This window comes from Enterobacter sp. 186315, assembly GCF_053290175.1.
In genome coordinates this window covers 1-19,563 of record NZ_JBPTTK010000008.1, presented here as the reverse complement: position 1 = coordinate 19,563, position 19,563 = coordinate 1, and the positions used below count along the sequence as shown (strand labels likewise).

The 19,563-nt window shown below is 55.8% G+C and carries 17 protein-coding genes; 8 read left to right on the top strand and 9 right to left on the bottom strand.

The window, feature by feature from the left end:
- Positions 1-7 precede the first annotated feature (7 nt).
- From atpI to asnC, 5 genes are all read right to left on the bottom strand, one after another.
- Entirely contained in the window at positions 8-388 is a 381-nt protein-coding gene (gene atpI / locus ACSVHP_RS11045) for a F0F1 ATP synthase subunit I (protein ID WP_008500194.1), read from the bottom strand.
- 616 nt (positions 389-1,004) lie between these two features.
- Entirely contained in the window at positions 1,005-1,628 is a 624-nt protein-coding gene (rsmG, locus tag ACSVHP_RS11040; RefSeq protein WP_447551923.1) for a 16S rRNA (guanine(527)-N(7))-methyltransferase RsmG, read from the bottom strand.
- Between the two features lie 107 nt (positions 1,629-1,735).
- On the bottom strand, positions 1,736-3,625 hold the full coding sequence (gene mnmG / locus ACSVHP_RS11035; RefSeq protein ID WP_447551922.1) for a tRNA uridine-5-carboxymethylaminomethyl(34) synthesis enzyme MnmG: 1,890 nt from the start codon (positions 3,623-3,625) through the stop codon (positions 1,736-1,738).
- Positions 3,626-3,999: 374 nt separating this feature from the next.
- Complete coding sequence (mioC, locus tag ACSVHP_RS11030; RefSeq protein WP_234673745.1) at positions 4,000-4,449, bottom strand: FMN-binding protein MioC; 450 nt, start codon at positions 4,447-4,449, stop codon at positions 4,000-4,002.
- Positions 4,450-4,539: 90 nt separating this feature from the next.
- Positions 4,540-4,998 (bottom strand): transcriptional regulator AsnC, encoded by a 459-nt coding sequence (gene asnC / locus ACSVHP_RS11025; protein ID WP_003862383.1) that lies wholly within the window; start codon positions 4,996-4,998, stop codon positions 4,540-4,542.
- 150 nt (positions 4,999-5,148) lie between these two features.
- On the opposite strand from asnC, the gene asnA reads away from it, so the two are divergent.
- Positions 5,149-6,141 carry an aspartate--ammonia ligase gene (asnA, locus tag ACSVHP_RS11020; protein ID WP_447551921.1) on the top strand — a complete coding sequence of 331 codons (993 nt, stop codon included), beginning with the start codon at positions 5,149-5,151 and terminating at the stop codon, positions 6,139-6,141.
- Here asnA and viaA read toward each other — a convergent pair whose 3' ends face one another.
- Both viaA and ravA read right to left on the bottom strand, forming a co-directional pair.
- The gene (gene viaA, locus ACSVHP_RS11015; protein ID WP_234673747.1) at positions 6,142-7,593 is read right to left on the bottom strand and encodes an ATPase RavA stimulator ViaA; all 1,452 of its coding nucleotides are present in this window, start codon (positions 7,591-7,593) and stop codon (positions 6,142-6,144) included.
- A complete protein-coding gene (gene ravA / locus ACSVHP_RS11010) occupies positions 7,587-9,083 on the bottom strand; it encodes an ATPase RavA (RefSeq protein WP_447551920.1) in 1,497 nt (498 codons plus the stop codon). The genes viaA and ravA overlap by 7 nt, the downstream gene beginning before the upstream one ends.
- A 222-nt stretch (positions 9,084-9,305) precedes the next feature.
- Here ravA and kup point away from each other — a divergent pair, with 222 nt between their 5' ends.
- The 7 genes from kup (at position 9,306) to rbsR (ending at position 17,243) form a co-directional block, all read left to right on the top strand.
- Positions 9,306-11,174: a low affinity potassium transporter Kup gene (kup, locus tag ACSVHP_RS11005; RefSeq protein WP_234673749.1), complete on the top strand. Its 1,869-nt coding sequence runs from the start codon at positions 9,306-9,308 to the stop codon at positions 11,172-11,174.
- A 215-nt stretch (positions 11,175-11,389) separates the two neighbouring features.
- On the top strand, positions 11,390-11,809 hold the full coding sequence (rbsD, locus tag ACSVHP_RS11000) for a D-ribose pyranase (protein WP_234673750.1): 420 nt from the start codon (positions 11,390-11,392) through the stop codon (positions 11,807-11,809).
- Between the two features lie 7 nt (positions 11,810-11,816).
- Complete coding sequence (gene rbsA, locus ACSVHP_RS10995) at positions 11,817-13,322, top strand: ribose ABC transporter ATP-binding protein RbsA (protein WP_447551919.1); 1,506 nt, start codon at positions 11,817-11,819, stop codon at positions 13,320-13,322.
- Between the two features lie 4 nt (positions 13,323-13,326).
- Positions 13,327-14,292, top strand: a complete 966-nt coding sequence (gene rbsC / locus ACSVHP_RS10990; protein ID WP_234673752.1) for a ribose ABC transporter permease — start codon at positions 13,327-13,329, stop codon at positions 14,290-14,292.
- Between the two features lie 27 nt (positions 14,293-14,319).
- Entirely contained in the window at positions 14,320-15,210 is an 891-nt protein-coding gene (rbsB, locus tag ACSVHP_RS10985) for a ribose ABC transporter substrate-binding protein RbsB (protein ID WP_148420337.1), read from the top strand.
- A 107-nt stretch (positions 15,211-15,317) separates the two neighbouring features.
- On the top strand, positions 15,318-16,247 hold the full coding sequence (gene rbsK / locus ACSVHP_RS10980; RefSeq protein ID WP_447552037.1) for a ribokinase: 930 nt from the start codon (positions 15,318-15,320) through the stop codon (positions 16,245-16,247).
- Between the two features lie 3 nt (positions 16,248-16,250).
- Entirely contained in the window at positions 16,251-17,243 is a 993-nt protein-coding gene (gene rbsR / locus ACSVHP_RS10975) for a ribose operon transcriptional repressor RbsR (protein ID WP_447551918.1), read from the top strand.
- On the opposite strand, the gene mdtD is transcribed toward rbsR, so the two are convergent.
- A complete protein-coding gene (gene mdtD, locus ACSVHP_RS10970) occupies positions 17,209-18,642 on the bottom strand; it encodes a multidrug transporter subunit MdtD (RefSeq protein WP_447551917.1) in 1,434 nt (477 codons plus the stop codon). The genes rbsR and mdtD overlap by 35 nt on opposite strands.
- Positions 18,639-19,346, bottom strand: a complete 708-nt coding sequence (locus ACSVHP_RS10965; RefSeq protein ID WP_447551916.1) for a FadR/GntR family transcriptional regulator — start codon at positions 19,344-19,346, stop codon at positions 18,639-18,641. The genes mdtD and ACSVHP_RS10965 overlap by 4 nt, the downstream gene beginning before the upstream one ends.
- Positions 19,347-19,563: the final 217 nt, after the last annotated feature.

Sequence of the window (19,563 nt, the reverse complement as noted above, 5' to 3'; positions counted from 1 at the left end):
ATGCCTTTTACCCTTTGTTATTGATTACAGCTGGAGCCAGAACTTGTACCACCAGCACCAAAACCCACGTTGCTATCAGCGGCATGAAGACCACTTTCAAAACCGCCAGCGCCATCACCAGTAGAGCAAAGGTCAGCAACACCTTACACACTTCGCCGAGAGCGAAGGACCAGGCCACGCGGCCTTTGGCTGGTGTATGCGCCTGATGACGCCAGGCAAAAATCATAAACAACACGTTTGGCAGAACAACCGCCAAACCCCCGCATACGGCGGAGATGCCCCAGAAGGGGTCTTTGAGGCTAAACAGCAGTCCACTTGCTATCACAGCCAGAAACTGAATGAACAGAAGCTTACGAGCAACGTTTCTACTCAAGAGCGACACAGACATCACGTTTTTACTCCTGCTCCCTTCGAGGTATGTCGCGTGTCGTATAAAACGTCCTTTAAGGCTCAGAGTCAAGCATCAAAAAGCGGTCAAATTATACGGTGCGTACCCGTGATTTCAAACATTAAGTAGCGAAAAGGTGAATAAATGTTTAAATATTTTTCCCCACCGCTATTTTTTAACTTTTCGCGAATCCGTCGACCTTCGGGTAAAACTGCAAACCGCGCGAAAACGTTGACGATAAAGCGTGCACGAGATCACAAAATACACATTTACGATAAGGTTGTATTTATCAAAGCCGTAAATCGGTTTATTTCATCTTTATGATATTAAAGAAAAAATAATGTAACTATTTTCAAAACAGCCCTGTATACAACAAAAACCTTTTATTGACATTCTTAATAAATATTTAACATCTGAGTCTTATTTCGACTTTTCACTTTTAGCAGACTGATATTTTCAGAGTTGACTATCCATCATGGCAATCATGCCTCTAAGGTTAATCTGAAGAAAATCCCCGGTAACAATACGGTTAAATTACCTTCAGAAGAACCCTATGACTTGTGCTGTTTTTTAACACTCTAAGAACAGCACAAATTCCACATTTTTTATTTAATTTTTAAAATTTGTTTGCCTTAATAATCACCAGATGACGCTCGCCATCGAGCTGAGGAATCCTTAATTTCTCAATAGATTCCACTACAAAACCGGCCGGAAGCTGGTCGATTTCTTCACCTGGCAGCTGACCTTTCAGTGCATAAAAACGGCCGTTCTCCGCGGGCAGATGCTTACACCAGCTCACCATGTCATTGAGTGACGCAAACGCACGGCTGATCACCCCGTCAAACGGCGGCTCTGCCGGGAACTCCTCTACCCTGCTCTGCACGGGCGTGATGTTTTCAAGCTTCAGCTCATGCTGAACCTGTCGCAGGAAGCGCACGCGCTTGCCCAGACTGTCCAGCAGCGTGAAGTGGCTGTCAGGACGTACAATCGACAGCGGAACGCCCGGCAGGCCCGGACCCGTACCAACATCGATAAAGCGCTCACCGCTCAGATGCGGTGCCACCACGATGCTATCCAGAATATGGCGAACGAGCATCTCGTTGGGGTCGCGTACGGAGGTCAGGTTGTACGCTTTGTTCCATTTGTGCAGCATATCGACATAGGCCACCAGCTGAGTTTTCTGGTGATCGGTGAGCGAAATACCTGCTTCATCCAGCAGACGAGAGAGTTTGTTGAGCACGGTGAATACCTGTTAAGAGATTTTTCGCCCGATAGCGCTGCCGCTTACCGGGCCTACGAATAAGTAGGGCGGGTCAGCGAAGCGCCACCCGCCAAAAACAATGTCAATTACGCGCTGCGGCGCAACATGCCTTGTTTTTTCAACCACACCAGCAGAATCGAGATCGCGGCAGGCGTGACGCCGGAGATACGTGACGCCTGGCCGATCGACACAGGCTTATGATCGTTAAGCTTGGCGATCACTTCGTTGGAAAGGCCAGTCACCTGACGATAGTCCAGCATCTCTGGCAGCAGCGTATTTTCGTTGCGCTGCTGTTTTTCAATCTCATCCTGCTGACGCGCGATGTAACCCTCGTACTTCACCTGAATTTCGACCTGCTCGGCCGCTTCCGCGTCTTCAAGACCCGGCGCGAACGCCGTCATTTTCACCAAATTGTCGTAGGTCATTTCAGGACGACGCAGCAGATCTTCACCGCTGGCCTCACGCGAAAGTGGCGCGGTTAAGTTAGCGTTCACTTCGGCTACGGATTCGGTTAACGGGTTCACCCACGTCGTTTTCAGGCGCTGGCGTTCCTGCTCGATGCGCTCCAGCTTCTCGTTAAAGCGCGCCCAGCGTTCGTCATCGACCAGGCCCAGCTCACGACCCATTTCGGTCAGACGCAGATCGGCGTTGTCTTCGCGCAGCATCAGGCGATATTCCGCGCGGGACGTAAACATACGGTACGGCTCTTTGGTGCCCAGAGTGCAGAGATCGTCCACCAGCACGCCCAGATAGGCCTGGGAACGGCCTGGCGCCCAGCCCTCTTTCTCGGCAGAGAAGCGCGCGGCGTTAAGACCGGCCAGCAGGCCCTGCGCAGCGGCTTCTTCGTAACCGGTGGTGCCGTTGATCTGCCCGGCAAAGAACAGCCCCTGGATAAATTTGCTCTCCAGCGTTGGCTTCAGGTCACGCGGATCGAAGAAATCGTACTCAATAGCGTAGCCTGGACGCACGATTCTGGCGTTCTCCATGCCCTGCATTGAGCGAACAATTTGCATCTGCACGTCGAACGGCAGGCTGGTGGAGATGCCGTTCGGGTAAATTTCGTTTGAGGTCAGCCCTTCCGGCTCCAGGAAGATCTGGTGCTGGTTACGATCGGCAAAGCGCATCACTTTGTCTTCGATCGACGGACAGTAGCGTGGGCCGATCCCTTCGATCACGCCCGCATACATTGGGCTGCGATCGAGGTTATTGCGGATCACGTCATGGGTTTTTTCGTTGGTGTGCGTGATGTAGCAAGGCACCTGCTGCGGATGCTGCGCCGCATTACCCATGAACGAGAAGACCGGCATTGGGTTATCGCCATGCTGCTGAGCCAGCACGCTGAAATCAATGGTTCGCGCATCGATACGCGGAGGCGTACCGGTTTTCAGGCGACTGACGCGCAGCGGCAGTTCGCGTAAACGGCGAGAAAGCGGGATCGACGGCGGATCGCCTGCACGGCCACCGCTGTAGTTATCCAGCCCGATATGGATCTTGCCGTCGAGGAAGGTCCCGACGGTCAGCACAACCGCTTTGGCGCGGAATTTGAGCCCCATCTGGGTCACGGCGCCGACAACACGATCGTTCTCAACGATAAGATCTTCCACGGCCTGCTGGAAGATCATCAGGTTCGGCTGGTTCTCCAGCGCGGTACGCACGGCCTCGCGGTAAAGCACGCGGTCTGCCTGGGCACGGGTGGCGCGGACAGCGGGGCCTTTACTCGCGTTTAGTATCCTAAACTGAATGCCTGCACGATCGATCGCTTTCGCCATCAGGCCGCCAAGTGCATCCACTTCTTTAACCAGGTGTCCTTTCCCAATGCCGCCAATCGCCGGATTACAGGACATTTGTCCCAGCGTGTCGATATTGTGTGTCAAAAGCAGGGTCTGCTGACCCATACGCGCTGCGGCCATTGCGGCCTCAGTGCCTGCATGACCCCCGCCAATGATAATGACGTCGAAAGGATCCTGATAAAACATGGTGGTCTGCCTCGCGTAAAGCGGTTTGAAAATGGATTGAAGCCCGGGCCGTGGATTCTACTCAACTTTAGTCTTTCGAGAAAGCATTGGGATCCTGGGCTATTAAAAAGAAGATCTTTTTATTTAGAGATCTGTTCTATTGTGATCTCTTATTAGGATCGGACGATCGTGTGGATAAGTCCGATCTCATAAAGAAGATCATGAGGTTAGAAAGGATCGTTTGCTGTGAATGATCGGTGATCCTGGACAGTATAAGCTGGGATCAGATCGCTGCTTTATCCACAGGTCAAAAACGAAGCAACGGTTGTTATATGGATAACTACGGGTTAATACGAGCTTTTAACCAGAGTTATCCACATCTGATCGCACGATCTTTAATCGTTTTTGAGTAAATTTTTCCACTCGTCCAGCCAAATCTCTGCTGGATCTTCCGGAATGTCGTGTTCGAGGACGTTGATCTTGAGCGTTTCGCCGATCTGTTTTGCCTTACAGGCGGTCACTGCGGCTTCAACTTTCTCTATCGCACCGCAGAAGGTGTCATATTCACGGCTACCGATCCCGATCGCGCCAAAACGGACGTTTGACAGATCCGGCTGCTGTTCCTGTAACTCATCATATAAAGGTTGCAGGTTGTCCGGGATATCGCCCGCACCGTGCGTAGAGGTGATCAGCAGCCAGAGCCCGTCAGTCGGGAGATCTTCCAGTAACGGCCCGTGCAGGGTTTGTGTGGAAAAACCGGCATCTTCCAGCTTTTCGGCCAGATGCTCTGCAACGTATTCCGCGCCGCCCAGGGTGCTGCCACTGATAAGAGTAATGTCTGCCATTGATCGCTCGCTCATATAAAGAGGCGGCCATTGTACGCTGTGAACGAGCTGGGATCTACCTGTGGAAAATGTGGGAATGAAATTGCCCGATCACGGGCGGATAGTACGCATGATCGGGTTTTGCAGGGAGATCAGAGTCTCGGTGGACTGAATTTCATCGATTGTTTGGATCTTGTTGATAAGTACCTGCTGGAGCGCATCAATCGATCGGCACATGACCTTTATAAAGATGCTGTAGTGCCCGGTGGTGTAGTAGGCCTCTGTGACCTCATCAAGGGCGTTGAGCTTTTCCAGCGCCGAGGGATAGTCTTTCGCGCTCTTAAGAATGATGCCAATAAAGCAGCAGACGTCATAGCCGAGTTGTTTAGGACTGACGTCAATCCGCGCGCCGGTAATGATCCCCGCCTGCTTCATCTTCTCTACGCGAACGTGAATGGTTCCCGGGCTCACCCCGAACTGTTTCGCCAGTTCCGCATAGGCGGTACGAGCATTGGCCATCAGCGCCTCAAGGATGCCGCGGTCCAGATTGTCGATCTGATAATTTTCCATAGCTTTTTCTTATGAAGATTAATGAATCCTTCTATTTTAGCGCTTTAAATTAATGAATCAAAAGTGATGAAGGCTTTTTGTTGTTGGATTATTGAATTGAGTGCCATTTCTGTTGCTTAATCATCACCAACAGGACGCAGGAGTATAAAAATGAAAACCGCTTACATTGCAAAACAACGCCAGATCAGTTTCGTTAAATCCCATTTTTCACGCCAGCTGGAAGATAAGCTTGGGCTGATTGAAGTACAGGCGCCCATCTTAAGCCGCGTGGGTGACGGGACGCAGGATAACTTGTCTGGCTGCGAAAAAGCGGTACAGGTGAAGGTGAAAACACTGCCAGACGCCCAGTTCGAAGTGGTTCATTCACTCGCGAAGTGGAAGCGTCAAACCCTGGGACAACACGACTTCAGCGCGGGCGAAGGGCTGTACACGCACATGAAAGCCCTTCGCCCCGATGAAGATCGCCTCACGCCGATCCACTCCGTCTACGTTGACCAGTGGGACTGGGAGCGCGTAATGGGTGACGGCGAGCGCCATATCGGTACGCTGAAATCCACCGTTGAGGCCATCTATGCCGGGATCAAAGCCACCGAAGCCGCGGTAAGCAAAGAGTTTGGTCTGGCACCGTTCCTGCCAGAAACGATCCACTTTGTTCACAGCCAGGATCTGCTGAGCCGTTTCCCGGATCTGGACGCGAAAGGCCGTGAACGTGCGATCGCCAAAGAACTGGGCGCGGTATTCCTGATTGGCATTGGCGGTAAACTGTCTGACGGCAAACGCCACGACGTGCGCGCCCCGGATTATGATGACTGGAGCACCGCAGGCGAGAGCGAACTGGCCGGTCTGAACGGCGATATTCTGGTCTGGAACCCGGTTCTGGAAGATGCCTTCGAGCTTTCTTCTATGGGGATCCGCGTGGATGCCGACGCGCTGAAACGCCAGCTGGCGGTAACCGGTGATGAAGATCGCTTACAGCTGGAGTGGCACCAGGCGCTGCTGCGCGGTGAAATGCCGCAGACGATTGGCGGCGGTATTGGCCAGTCCCGTTTGACGATGCTGCTGCTTCAGCTTTCGCATATCGGGCAGGTTCAGTGCGGCGTATGGCCACAGCAGGTGCGTGAGAGCGTCGGTTCTCTTCTTTAATTAGCGTCGCCAGCGTCTGAGCAGGCGGCTACGCAACCCGGTATCAAAGCGCCAGATATGATCGAAGATGCGCATGATGCCGGGTTTTCCATTTGCAGACATCGCCACCGCGTGAAAACGGTGCTGGTGATCCCGCTGTAGCGTCTTCACTTTATTTACCACCTCATCCGGCAGCCGCTGGGCGATAAAATCCGAAATCACCACCGCATCGGCGTCATACCAGTCGCCGCCCTGCATACGTTCGATAATGGCGCGAAAACAGCTTGCCATGTCCGTGCCGCCGCGAAAACGCTGGCTCAGGAAGCGGATCGCCTGCTCGATCCCCTGCTGCCCGGTCAGCTCGTAGCCCACCACTTCGCTGGAAAACAGCATAATAAAGCAGCGCCGTCTGTCGGCGAGTGCGACGCGCATCAGCGCCAGGCAAAAGGCCTTCGCGCATTGTTCATTGAAACCGCCCATGGAACCGGACGTATCCACGCAGACGATAAACGGCCCGCGCGGTTGCTCGTCAAAATCCTGATGCACCACCGGACGCTGGCTGATTTTTTCGTGCCAGGCTTCGCCGTGCAGCCGGTAGGTCAGCAGCTGCTTCTCCACCAGCCGTCGGTAAAACTCATACTCAAGCTCGGTTAACCCCAGCGTGCTCAGCTCGGTGGGCAGAAGACGCAAAATATCATCGCTCTGCTGCAAGCCGTCGACCTGCTCCGGGACGGTCGCCGGCTCGCGCACCAGCGTGCGAAAGGTTTCCATCGGCGCGTCTTTTTTCGGCACCGACTTCGCCTCACGCGAGCGGCCCAACTGCTCGGCAAGCTGCATCAGCTCTGGCTGCTGCGTCAGAAAATCGCCGTATTTGACGATCAGCTGATAATCACCGCGCCGCAGCTGGCCGGCGCTCATGTCCCACAGGCGACCGGCGGCGTTATCGTTCTCCACCAGCACCTGCTCAAGCTGGCCGCTCAGGGTCATCCGCTCCTGAACTTCGCTTAACAGCTGCTCGCGCTCCTCTTCCATCAGCTGCTGATTAAGCGTCGTGGCCTGCACCACCAGGCTCAGGCGCCAGCGCTGTAAAAACAGGGTATGCAGCGCGGGCGTAAAGGTGGCGTTTTCAGTGACCAGCGATCTGGCCTGGCTGGCAAAGGGGGAGTGGACTTTATCGAGCAGGGTCAGGGTTTGGGGAAGCTGAACGATAAACTGCGGCGTCGAAAGGCGCTGGCACTGCTGATAACAGGTCACCTCTTCGGTGAGTTCCGGGGGAACCTCGGTCTCTTTTAACCGCTTACGCAGATTATCCCGCCAGCGCGGGAGATCGTCCGTCATCGCCTTTTTGAGCTTAGGGAACTTCTCGAAAAAGGCGGCCAGCTGAGGGGAGGCCAGCAGGGTAATGATGACCTCTTCGATCAGCCCGTCCTCGCTGACCGCCAGCATGACGTTGAGCGTATCCAGCGTCAGCATTGACGCGCCTGTTTAATTTGTGCGCTCACGTCCTGGAGGCTGGCTTCAATACGCCCTAACCAGTCGCTGTGAATAAAGAGGCATTTTTGCTGCTCGCTAAAGCGGGTGTGCTGCTGGTGCCATTCGGTATCGAGCGCCTCCAGCTGCTGCCTGATCTCCTCCGGCACGCTGTCCGCCGCCGACCCCGGCAGCGCCAGCCTGGAGCCTTGCAGGCTGATATCGCGGATCACCAGATGCTGGCTGGTGTCCACTTCCATATTCAGCTGTTGGGCAAATCCGATGCCGTTGAGCTTGCCGCGAATATCGCCACCCTTGTCGAGCCACTGCGACAGCGCCTCGCGCTCAATCGTAATGTGTACCACCTGCATATCGTGCAGCTTCAGCGGCTGCTGGAGCAGAAGGGTCAGCGTGGTGTCGGTCAGATCGGCAGGCAGCTCGTAGTGCGGCTTGCGGGCGAACATGCCGCCCAGACGGGTTACCTTGAGCGCGGTTTTATCGCTTTGCTGCTGCTGGAGCTGAAGGCGGCGCTGGGTAATGGCGCCGAGCTGATTGAGCATCGCTTGCTGACCCCAGGCTTGCCCGGTCATCAATATTTCAAGCTGCTGCTGCATCAGGTTCATCCCTTCGGCGTCGTGCCACAGGCAGTCTTTAAGCAGGATCAGATCGATAGGCGCAACCGCATCGCGACCGCTGAACAGGGCGCTGGCCTGCAACAGGCGGATCGCTTTTTTCCAGCGACGATCGGAAACATAGGGCGCAGAAGGCAGCACGTCGAGCTGCTGGCGCAGCATGAAGATCAGCTCAAAGACGGCATCGGGCAGCGCAATTTTGCCGATATCCTGCTGCCACTGGTGATACTCCTCGTCCGAGACCTGAAGCGAGGCCGCAACCGGGTTCTCGTTTTCATCCTGCTGGCTAATCAACAGAGAGCGGAAGTTCGCTTTGTCCTGCACCTTGTCGAGCCACAGGCGGATAAGCATACGGTCATACAGCGCTTCAAGGCTGCTGTCCGCCTCGGGCAGTTCGTTGGAGGCGGCTACCAGCAGGCGCATCGGGATTTTCTCTTCGCTCGCGCCGTTACGGAAGCGTCGTTCGTTGATGGCGGTGAGCAGGGTGTTCAGAATGGCCGGACCGGCTTTCCAGATCTCATCGAGAAACACAATCTCGGCTTCCGGCAGATACCCGGCCGTCAGACGCTGATAGCGCCCTTCATCTTTCAGGGCCTGAATGGAGAGCGGGCCGAACACCTCTTCCGGCGTGGAGAAGCGGGTCATCAGGTATTCAAACGCGCGCGCATTCTGAAACGCAAACTTCAGCCTGCGGGCAATCAGGCTTTTGGCGATCCCCGGCGGGCCAAGCAAAAAGACGCTTTCGCCGCTCAGCGCCGCCAGTAAACAGAGGCGAATGGCGTGGCTACGCTCGTAGAGGCCTTTCTCCAGCGCGCTGCTGAGGCGGGAAATTCTTTCTGCTAATAAATGTGAGTGAGCCACAATAGTTTTGCATCCTTTCGCCGTCGCGGTGGCTAATTGAAGCGAGTATAGACGTTTCGGTCTGGGCTGGTAATAGACTGAAGTGCGGCGCTATTTTCTTTGCGCTAAATTAACGAGGTAGCATTTAGGGGTACGATTTCGCAACGAATCGTGCATACTGTGCGCTTTTTGTGGGCCAAGGGACTAAGCACACATTTGTTATTCAAACGAAAAGACTAGTCTATGAGCACTGATAAAAAGCAATCATTACCCGCAATAACGCTTGCAGCGATAGGGGTTGTCTACGGTGATATCGGCACCAGCCCGCTTTATACGCTTCGTGAATGTCTGTCCGGTCAGTTTGGCTTTGGTGTAGAACGTGACGCCGTGTTTGGCTTTTTGTCACTCATCTTCTGGCTGCTGATCCTGGTTGTTTCTGTTAAGTATCTCTCCTTTGTTATGCGTGCTGATAACGCAGGCGAGGGCGGTATCCTCACGTTGATGTCCCTTGCCGGACGCAATACGACCCCCAGAATGACGTCGGTGCTGGTGATCATTGGACTGATCGGCGGCAGCTTCTTCTATGGCGAGGTCGTGATAACGCCGGCGATTTCGGTGATGTCGGCCATCGAGGGGCTGGAGATTGTCGCGCCGCAGCTTGATACCTGGGTCGTCCCGCTCGCCATCATCGTGCTGACGCTGCTGTTTGCAATCCAAAAGCACGGCACCGGGCTGGTGGGTAAACTCTTTGCGCCTATTATGCTGGCGTGGTTCCTGATCCTGGCGGCGCTGGGCCTGCGCAGTATCATTGCCAACCCTGATGTCCTTCACGCCCTGAACCCGATGTGGGCGGTGCATTTCTTCCTTGAATATAAAGTCGTGTCCTTCGTGGCGCTGGGCGCGGTGGTGCTGTCTATCACCGGCGTCGAGGCGCTGTATGCGGACATGGGCCATTTCGGCAAGCTGCCGATTCGCGTGGCGTGGTTTACCGTGGTGCTGCCTTCGCTGGTGCTGAACTACTTTGGTCAGGGCGCGCTGCTGCTTAAGCACCCGGAAGCGATTAAGAACCCGTTCTTCCTGCTGGCACCCGACTGGGCGCTGGTGCCGATGCTGATCCTCGCCACCCTGGCGACCGTTATCGCATCCCAGGCGGTTATTTCCGGCGTCTTCTCCCTGACCCGTCAGGCGGTGCGTCTGGGCTATCTCTCGCCAATGCGCATCATCCACACCTCGGAAATGGAGTCCGGGCAGATCTACATTCCGTTCATCAACTGGCTGCTCTACTTTGCCGTGGTGATTGTCATCGTCAGCTTCGAACATTCGAGCAACCTGGCGGCGGCCTACGGGATTGCGGTCACCGGGACGATGGTGCTGACGTCGATTCTGTCTACCACCGTGGCGTACCGTAACTGGCACTGGAATAAATTCCTCGTGGCGCTGATCCTGGTGGGCTTCCTCTGCATCGACATTCCGCTGTTCTCCGCGAACCTCGACAAGATTGTCTCCGGCGGCTGGCTGCCGCTGACGCTGGGTCTGGTGATGTTCATCGTGATGACCACCTGGAAGAGCGAGCGCTTCCGCCTGCTGCGTCGTATGCATGAGCACGGGAACTCTCTGGAGGCGATGATCGCTTCCCTGGAAAAATCCCCGCCGGTGCGCGTACCGGGTACGGCGGTGTATATGTCTCGCGCGCTGAACGTCATTCCGTTCGCGCTGATGCACAACCTCAAGCACAATAAAGTGCTGCACGAGCGCGTTATCCTGCTGACCCTGCGTACCGAAGATGCGCCGTACGTGCATAACGTTCGCCGCGTGCAGATTGAGCAGCTGTCGCCAACCTTCTGGCGCGTGGTGGCGAGCTACGGCTGGCGCGAAACGCCGAATGTGGAAGAGGTATTCCACCGCTGCGGTCTGGAAGGGTTAAGCTGCCGGATGATGGAAACGTCGTTCTTTATGTCGCACGAGTCGCTGATTATTGGCAAACGTCCGTGGTATCTGCGCCTGCGCGGCAAGCTGTACCTGATTTTGCAGCGCAACGCCCTGCGCGCGCCTGACCAGTTCGAGATCCCGCCTAACCGCGTGATTGAGCTGGGAACACAGGTCGAGATTTAACACCTTCCGCAAATGCCGGGTGGCGCTTCGCTTACCCGGCCTACTAAACCCGTAGGCCCGCGCAAGCGAAGCGCCGCCGGGCAATTTCCCGCCAAATATTTCACTTAGCGAAACGTTTCGACGTCGATCACAATTCCGTTACGTCATGTTGGTTTTCTGACCACTATTGAGATTAAACTCAATTCAGCGAAACGTTTCGCTAGTGGAGCGAAGAAATGAAGAAAGGCACGGTACTCAATTCAGAAATCTCATCGGTAATCTCCCGTCTGGGGCATACCGATACGCTGGTGGTTTGCGATGCAGGCTTACCGGTTCCGCGCAGCACAACCCGTATTGATATGGCGTTAACGCAGGGCGTTCCTTCGTTTATGCAGGTACTGGAGGTGGTCACGGCAGAGATGCAGGTTGAGGCAGCCATTCTCGCGGCGGAAATCAAAGAACATAATCCGCAACTCCACGAAACGTTGCTCAGCCACATTGAGCAACTGCAACAACACCAGGGAAACACCATTGAAATTCGTTACACAACGCACGAGCACTTCAAACAACAAACCGCAGACAGTCAGGCGGTGATTCGCAGCGGGGAGTGTTCCCCGTATGCGAATATCATTCTCTGTGCTGGCGTCACCTTCTGAGGCCATCATGGACGCATTACTGCAACTCAAAGGGATCGATAAGTCGTTCCCGGGCGTAAAAGCGCTTTCCGGCGCGGCGCTGAACGTCTATGCCGGGCGCGTCATGGCGCTGGTGGGCGAAAACGGCGCCGGCAAATCCACCATGATGAAAGTCCTGACCGGCATCTATCAGCGCGATGCGGGCTCGCTCGTCTGGCTGGGCAAAGAGACCACCTTCAACGGACCCAAATCTTCTCAGGAAGCGGGGATCGGCATTATCCACCAGGAGCTGAACCTGATCCCGCAGCTCACCATTGCGGAAAATATCTTCCTCGGCCGCGAGTTCGTGAACCGGTTTGGCAAAATCGACTGGAAAACCATGTACGCCAAAGCGGACAAACTGCTGGCGAAGCTGAACCTGCGCTTTAAGAGCGACCGCCTGGTGGGCGATCTCTCCATCGGCGATCAGCAGATGGTGGAAATCGCGAAGGTGCTGAGCTTTGAGTCGAAGGTCATCATTATGGATGAGCCGACCGACGCCCTCACCGATACCGAAACCGACTCCCTGTTCCGCGTCATCCGCGAGCTAAAAGCCCAGGGGCGCGGCATTGTCTATATCTCTCACCGCATGAAAGAGATCTTTGAAATCTGCGACGACGTGACCGTCTTCCGCGACGGGCAGTTTATTGCTGAACGCGAAGTGGCGACGCTGACCGAAGATACGCTGATCGAAATGATGGTGGGACGTAAGCTCGAAGACCAGTACCCGCACCTGGACAAAGCGCCGGGCCAAATTCGCCTGAAGGTGGATAACCTCTGCGGGCCGGGGGTGAACGACGTCAGCTTCACCCTGCGTCAGGGCGAAATCCTTGGCGTAGCGGGCCTGATGGGCGCGGGCCGTACCGAACTGATGAAGGTGCTCTACGGCGCGCTGCCGCGCACCAGCGGTTACGTGACGCTGGACGGCCATGAAGTGGTGACCCGCTCGCCGCAGGATGGCCTGGCGAACGGCATCGTTTATATCTCCGAAGACCGCAAGCGCGACGGCCTGGTGCTTGGCATGTCGGTAAAAGAGAACATGTCCCTCACCGCGCTGCGCTATTTCAGCCATTCCGGCGGCACCCTCAAGCATAAAGACGAGCAGCAGGCGGTCAGCGATTTTATCCGCCTCTTTAACGTCAAAACCCCGTCGATGGAGCAGGCCATCGGGCTGCTGTCCGGCGGGAATCAGCAGAAAGTGGCGATTGCGCGCGGGCTGATGACGCGCCCGAAGGTGCTGATCCTCGATGAGCCCACCCGCGGCGTGGACGTCGGCGCGAAAAAAGAGATCTACCAGCTCATTAACCAGTTCAAGGCCGACGGCCTGAGCATCATTCTGGTCTCTTCCGAGATGCCAGAAGTATTAGGCATGAGCGATCGCATTATCGTCATGCATGAAGGGCATCTCGGCGGTGAATTCACTCGCGAGCAGGCCACCCAGGAAGTTCTGATGGCTGCCGCTGTGGGCAAGCTAAATCGCGTGAATCAGGAGTAAGAAGATGACTACCCAGGCTGTTTCTGGTCGCCGTTATTTCACTAAGGCATGGCTGCTGGAACAAAAATCGCTGATTGCCCTGCTGGTGCTGATCGCGATTGTCTCCACCATGAGCCCGAACTTTTTTACCGTAAATAACCTGTTCAACATTCTCCAGCAGACCTCCGTGAACGCCATTATGGCGGTGGGGATGACGCTGGTGATTTTGACATCGGGTATCGACCTGTCCGTCGGTTCCCTGCTGGCGCTCACCGGCGCGATTGCGGCTTCGATTGTAGGGATTGAAGTCAACGCGCTGGTGGCCGTTGCAGCTGCGCTGGCTGCGGGCGCGGCGATCGGTGCCGTGACCGGGGTGATTGTGGCGAAGGGCCGGGTGCAGGCGTTTATCGCCACGCTGGTGATGATGCTGCTGCTGCGCGGGGTGACCATGGTGTACACCAACGGTAGCCCCATCAATACCGGTTTCACGGATAATGCCGATCTGTTTGGCTGGTTCGGTATCGGTCGTCCGCTGGGGATCCCGACGCCGGTGTGGATCATGGCAATCGTCTTCCTGGCGGCGTGGTACATGCTGCACCACACCCGCCTGGGCCGCTATATCTACGCGCTGGGGGGTAACGAAGCGGCGACGCGTCTGTCCGGCATCAGCGTCAATAAAGTCAAAATTATCGTGTACTCCCTGTGCGGCCTGCTGGCGTCGCTTGCGGGCATCATCGAAGTGGCGCGTCTTTCTTCCGCGCAGCCAACGGCGGGTACGGGGTATGAGCTGGATGCCATTGCGGCAGTGGTTCTGGGCGGGACAAGCCTGGCGGGCGGCAAAGGTCGCATTGTTGGGACTTTGATCGGCGCACTGATCCTCGGTTTCCTGAATAATGGTTTGAATTTGTTAGGTGTTTCCTCCTATTACCAGATGATCGTTAAAGCGGTGGTGATTTTGCTGGCGGTACTGGTAGACAACAAAAAACAGTAACTGACGACACTACAGGACATCTTAGATATGAACATGAAAAAACTGGCTACCCTGGTTTCTGCTGTCGCGCTGAGCGCAACCGTAAGTGCTAACGCAATGGCAAAAGACACCATCGCGCTGGTTGTCTCCACCCTGAACAACCCGTTCTTCGTTTCCCTGAAGGATGGTGCGCAGAAAGAAGCCGACAAGCTGGGCTATAACCTGGTGGTGCTGGACTCCCAGAACAACCCGGCAAAAGAGCTGGCTAACGTGCAGGACTTAACCGTTCGCGGCACCAAAATCCTGCTGATCAACCCAACCGATTCCGACGCGGTAGGTAACGCCGTAAAGATGGCAAACCAGGCGAAGATCCCGGTCATCACCCTGGACCGTCAGGCGACGAAAGGCGAGGTGGTGAGCCACATTGCGTCTGACAACGTGCTGGGCGGCAAAATCGCCGGTGACTACATCGCGAAGAAAGCGGGTGAAGGCGCGAAGGTTATCGAGCTTCAGGGTATTGCCGGGACTTCCGCAGCCCGTGAACGCGGTGAAGGCTTCCAGCAGGCCGTTGCTGCGCACAAGTTTAACGTTCTGGCCAGCCAGCCTGCCGATTTCGACCGTACTAAAGGTCTGAACGTCATGCAGAACCTGCTGACCGCCCATCCTGACGTGAAGGCCGTATTCGCGCAGAACGACGAAATGGCGCTGGGTGCGCTGCGTGCTCTGCAAACTGCGGGTAAAACAGATGTGATGGTTGTCGGATTTGACGGCACTCCGGATGGTGAAAAAGCAGTAAATGATGGCAAACTGGCTGCGACCATTGCTCAGTTGCCTGAGCAGATTGGTGCTACAGGTGTTCAGACTGCTGACAAAGTGCTGAAAGGCGAAAAAGTTCAGGCCAAATATCCCGTTGACCTGAAGCTGGTCATTAAGCAGTAATATGCGATTCGGGCCGTCACCGGCGGCCTGATGGACAACATACAAAGAAAAGTGTGGCATACGCCACCGGTTAACCCCGGTGGCGCTCTCAGATGGACACCTCATACATGAAAACCGCAGGCAACCTCGTCGTCCTTGGCAGTATCAATGCCGATCACATTCTTAACCTTGAATCCTTCCCGACGCCGGGCGAAACCGTCACCGGTAATCACTATCAGGTGGCGTTCGGCGGTAAAGGGGCAAACCAGGCCGTTGCCGCCGGGCGCAGTGGGGCAAACATTGCCTTTATCGCCTGTACGGGGGATGACGACACGGGTGAGCGCGTACGCGAACAGCTGGCGAGCGATAATATCGACATCGCGCCGGTCAGCGTTGTGGCGGGGAAATCTACGGGCGTGGCGCTGATTTTCGTCAACGCGGAAGGTGAGAATGTTATCGGTATTCATGCGGGTGCCAACGCGGCATTAACCACCCAGCGTGTTAATGCCCAGCGCGAAATCATTGCGCGTGCGGACGCGCTGCTGATGCAGCTAGAATCCCCGGTTGAAAGCGTGCTGGCGGCGGCCCGCATTGCCCATGAAAATCATACGACTGTCGTACTTAATCCCGCCCCGGCCCGTGTATTATCAGACGAGCTGCTGGCGCTGGTGGACATCATCACCCCGAACGAAACCGAAGCGGAAAAGCTGACCGGCATTCGCGTTGAAAATGACGATGACGCCGCGCGGGCGGCAAACGCGCTGCACGATAAAGGTATCGGCACCGTGATCATTACCCTCGGCAGCCGCGGCGTGTGGGCCAGCGTCAACGGCAAGGGCAGTCGCGTACCGGGTTTTAAGGTGAAAGCGATCGATACCATTGCGGCAGGCGACACCTTTAACGGCGCGCTGGTGACGGCGCTGCTGGAAGGCAAAGAGAGGGATGAAGCCATTCGCTTTGCCCATGCTGCCGCCGCAATTGCGGTCACGCGCAAAGGCGCGCAGCCTTCCGTTCCGTGGCGTAACGAGATTGATGAATTCCTGAGTCAGCAGAGGTAACGCTTGGCCACGATGAAAGATGTCGCCCGCATGGCGGGCGTTTCAACGTCGACCGTTTCCCACGTTATCAATAACGATCGTTTCGTCAGCGAGGCGATACGGGAAAAAGTCGAAACCGCAGTAAAAGAACTCAACTATGCGCCGTCGGCGCTGGCCCGCAGCCTGAAGCTCAATCAGACCCGCACCATCGGGATGCTCATTACCGCCAGTACCAACCCCTTTTATTCCGAACTCGTGCGCGGCGTCGAGCGCAGCTGCTTCGAGCGGGGCTACAGCCTGGTGCTGTGCAACACCGAAGGCGACGAGCAGCGCATGAACCGGAATCTCGAAACGCTGATGCAAAAGCGGGTCGACGGGCTGCTGCTGCTGTGCACCGAAACCCATCAGCCTTCAAAAGAGATTATCCAGCGCTATCCGTCTATTCCCACGGTGATGATGGACTGGGCGCCGTTCGACGGAACCAGCGACCTGATTCAGGACAACTCCCTGCTGGGCGGCGATATCGCGACGCAATACCTGATCGACAAAGGCTACACGCAGATCGCCTGCATCACCGGCCCGCTGGATAAAACCCCGGCGCGCCTGCGTCTTGAGGGCTACCTTTCCGCAATGTCGCGCGCCGGACTGTCTGTTCCGGACGGATACCGCATTACCGGGGATTTCGAATTCAACGGCGGCTATGAGGCGATGCAAACGCTGCTGACGCAGAAGCAACGTCCGCAGGCGGTGTTTATCGGTAACGATGCGATGGCGTTCGGCGCTTATCAGGCGCTGTATCAGGCCGGGTTAAGCGTCCCGTGCGATATGGCGGTGATTGGCTATGACGATATCGAGCTGGCGCGCTACATGACGCCGCCGCTTACGACTATCCATCAGCCGAAAGATGAACTCGGCGAGCTGGCCATTGATGTGCTCATCCATCGAATGGCCCAGCCCGCGCTGCAACAGCAGCGTTTGCAGCTTACTCCTGTTCTGATGGAACGCGGTTCGGCCTAGCTTTTTCCTTGTGTCGCTCTTTTATCAGGTTTTGGCCATCTTTCGGTTTTAACAGCATAAAGACTAAGGCAGACACCACGGTCAGGGCGCCCATGGTAATAAAGGTATAGTGGAACTGCTCGACGGTATTGGCGCTGTCAAAACCTTCGTAATAGCGCAGCACTGCGGCACTCACGGCAACCCCGAGGCTGATCGACAGCTGCTGAGTCACCGCCAGAACGCTGTTTCCGCTGCTGGCATTCTCATCGGTCAGATCCGCAAGGGTAATAGTGTTCATCGATGTAAACTGCGTCGACATCGCCATGCCCAGCACAAACAGCGGCAGGATCAGCATCCACACCGGCAGCGCGGCAGATTGCAGCGAAAACTGCGCAATCATCAGCCCGATAAAGACCGTCACGCCGACCAGCGTCTTACGATAGCCAAACCAGCGCAGCACCTGCGTCACCGTCGACTTCGCCAGAATCGATCCCATTGCCGTCGGGGCCATCATGCAGCCCGCAATCAGCGCCGGATAGCCAAACCCGACCTGCAACATTAACGGCATCAGGAACGGCACGCAGCCGGTACCCAGACGTGACGCGATATTCCCCGCCACGCCAACCGAGAAGGTTCGGGTATTAAAGAGGGATAACGAGATAAGCGGCGTCGGGTGGCGGCGCGCATGACGTATATAAAGAAGGAACAGCACAATACCCGTCGTGATCACGCCGAGCGCAATCCACGTTTCCACGATTTTCTCGCCGAACAGCTCCATACCGCTGGAGAACAGCACCAGGCTCAGGCCAAACAGGAAAAAGCCGCCCATATCGAAGCTGCGTTTCGGCGTGGTGAAGTTCGGCATATATTTGCGGGCATAGAACAGCCCTGCAACGCCTATCGGGATGTTTATCAGGAAGATCCAGTGCCAGCTTGCCCAGGTGACCAGCACGCCGCCGAGAACTGGCCCTAATATCGGACCGACCAGCCCCGGCATGGTCACAAAGTTAAGCACAGGCAATAGCTCGCTGCGCGGGTAGGCGCGCAGTAGCGCCAGACGCGCGACGGGCATCATCATCGCTCCGCCAATCCCCTGGATCACGCGGAAGATAACCAGCTCGCTAAGCGACGTCGACAGGGCGCAGGCCAGCGAACCGAGCGTGAACAGCGTGACCGCCAGCATAAAGATTTTGCGTGTGCCGAAGCGATCGGCCAGCCAGCCGCTGACCGGGATAAGCATTGCGACCGTCAGGGTGTAGCTGATAATGGCGGACTGCATCGCCAGCGGAGAGCGGTTTAGGCTTTGTGCGATGGCGGGCAGCGCGGTGTTAAGGATGGTGGCGTCCAGTGCCTGCATAAAGAAAGCCATGGCGGCAATCCACGGCAGTCCGGCCATGCTGCGTGCTTTTTTCTCTGTCATTTATCTACCTGCTGGTGGTTTGGGGCGGCCAGCAATGCCTGACACGCCATCAGCGCGCGCTGACCGTCGCTGTCCTGAATGGCATCAACAATGGCCTGGTGCAGATCCAGCTTCACCACGTCGTTTTGGGTAATAGAAGTGAAATAGGTGTGGTACACCGAATGGAAGAGGGAGGCAAACGAGGTCAGGAACGGATTACCGCTCATCGTATAGATATGTTCATGCCAGGCCATATCCACCTCAACCCAGCGTTCGCGGTTAAAATGCTTCTTCAGGAACACCATCTCTTCCATTAAGGTGTTCAGCTCGGCTTTTTGCTCCGCGCTGCCGAGCGTGGCGGCCAGCAGACAGGCCTGAGGCTCAAGACTGCTGCGCATCACCAGGAAGTGGTCGACGACCTGATGGAAATTCTCTTCGGTCATCCACCACGCGAGCAGCTCCTGATCGAGAAAGTTCCAGTTCGCCTGCGGCATCACGCGTGTGCCAATGCGCGGACGCGGCAGCACCATGCCTTTTGCCGTTAAGGTTTTCACCGCTTCGCGAACGGCGGTACGGCTAACGCCAAACTGCTCACCCAGTTCCATTTCACCAGGCAGGATGCAACCCGGGGCATATTTACCCGCTAAGATCAGCTGAGCCAGCTTTTCTGCCAGCACATAAGAAAGGTTTTTTTGTGCTGCCAGCTGTTGTGCGCTTAAGGGCATCGCTCTTTTTCCTTAATAGTTCATGCGGGTAAGTATGCCATCTGAAGCGTGATTGTGGCTGCAAATACATCAAATAGAACAATTTATGACTTGATAACGCAGGTTTTGGTGAAAAAAGACACGGTCAGAAAGTTTTTTCAAATTTCCTCTTGTCACCGCCGAAGAACTCCCTATAATGCGCCTCCACTGACACGGAACAACGGCTTACAGGCCGCCG

Coding starts and splice junctions, on each gene's coding strand:
- atpI (WP_008500194.1), bottom strand. CDS start 388: ATGTCTGTGTCGCTCTTGAGTAGAAACGTTGCTCGTAAGCTTCTGTTC.
- mnmG (WP_447551922.1), bottom strand. CDS start 3,625: ATGTTTTATCAGGATCCTTTCGACGTCATTATCATTGGCGGGGGTCAT.
- mioC (WP_234673745.1), bottom strand. CDS start 4,449: ATGGCAGACATTACTCTTATCAGTGGCAGCACCCTGGGCGGCGCGGAA.
- asnC (WP_003862383.1), bottom strand. CDS start 4,998: ATGGAAAATTATCAGATCGACAATCTGGACCGCGGCATCCTTGAGGCG.
- asnA (WP_447551921.1), top strand. CDS start 5,149: ATGAAAACCGCTTACATTGCAAAACAACGCCAGATCAGTTTCGTTAAA.
- viaA (WP_234673747.1), bottom strand. CDS start 7,593: ATGCTGACGCTGGATACGCTCAACGTCATGCTGGCGGTCAGCGAGGAC.
- kup (WP_234673749.1), top strand. CDS start 9,306: ATGAGCACTGATAAAAAGCAATCATTACCCGCAATAACGCTTGCAGCG.
- rbsD (WP_234673750.1), top strand. CDS start 11,390: ATGAAGAAAGGCACGGTACTCAATTCAGAAATCTCATCGGTAATCTCC.
- rbsA (WP_447551919.1), top strand. CDS start 11,817: ATGGACGCATTACTGCAACTCAAAGGGATCGATAAGTCGTTCCCGGGC.
- rbsC (WP_234673752.1), top strand. CDS start 13,327: ATGACTACCCAGGCTGTTTCTGGTCGCCGTTATTTCACTAAGGCATGG.
- rbsB (WP_148420337.1), top strand. CDS start 14,320: ATGAACATGAAAAAACTGGCTACCCTGGTTTCTGCTGTCGCGCTGAGC.
- rbsK (WP_447552037.1), top strand. CDS start 15,318: ATGAAAACCGCAGGCAACCTCGTCGTCCTTGGCAGTATCAATGCCGAT.
- mdtD (WP_447551917.1), bottom strand. CDS start 18,642: ATGACAGAGAAAAAAGCACGCAGCATGGCCGGACTGCCGTGGATTGCC.
- ACSVHP_RS10965 (WP_447551916.1), bottom strand. CDS start 19,346: ATGCCCTTAAGCGCACAACAGCTGGCAGCACAAAAAAACCTTTCTTAT.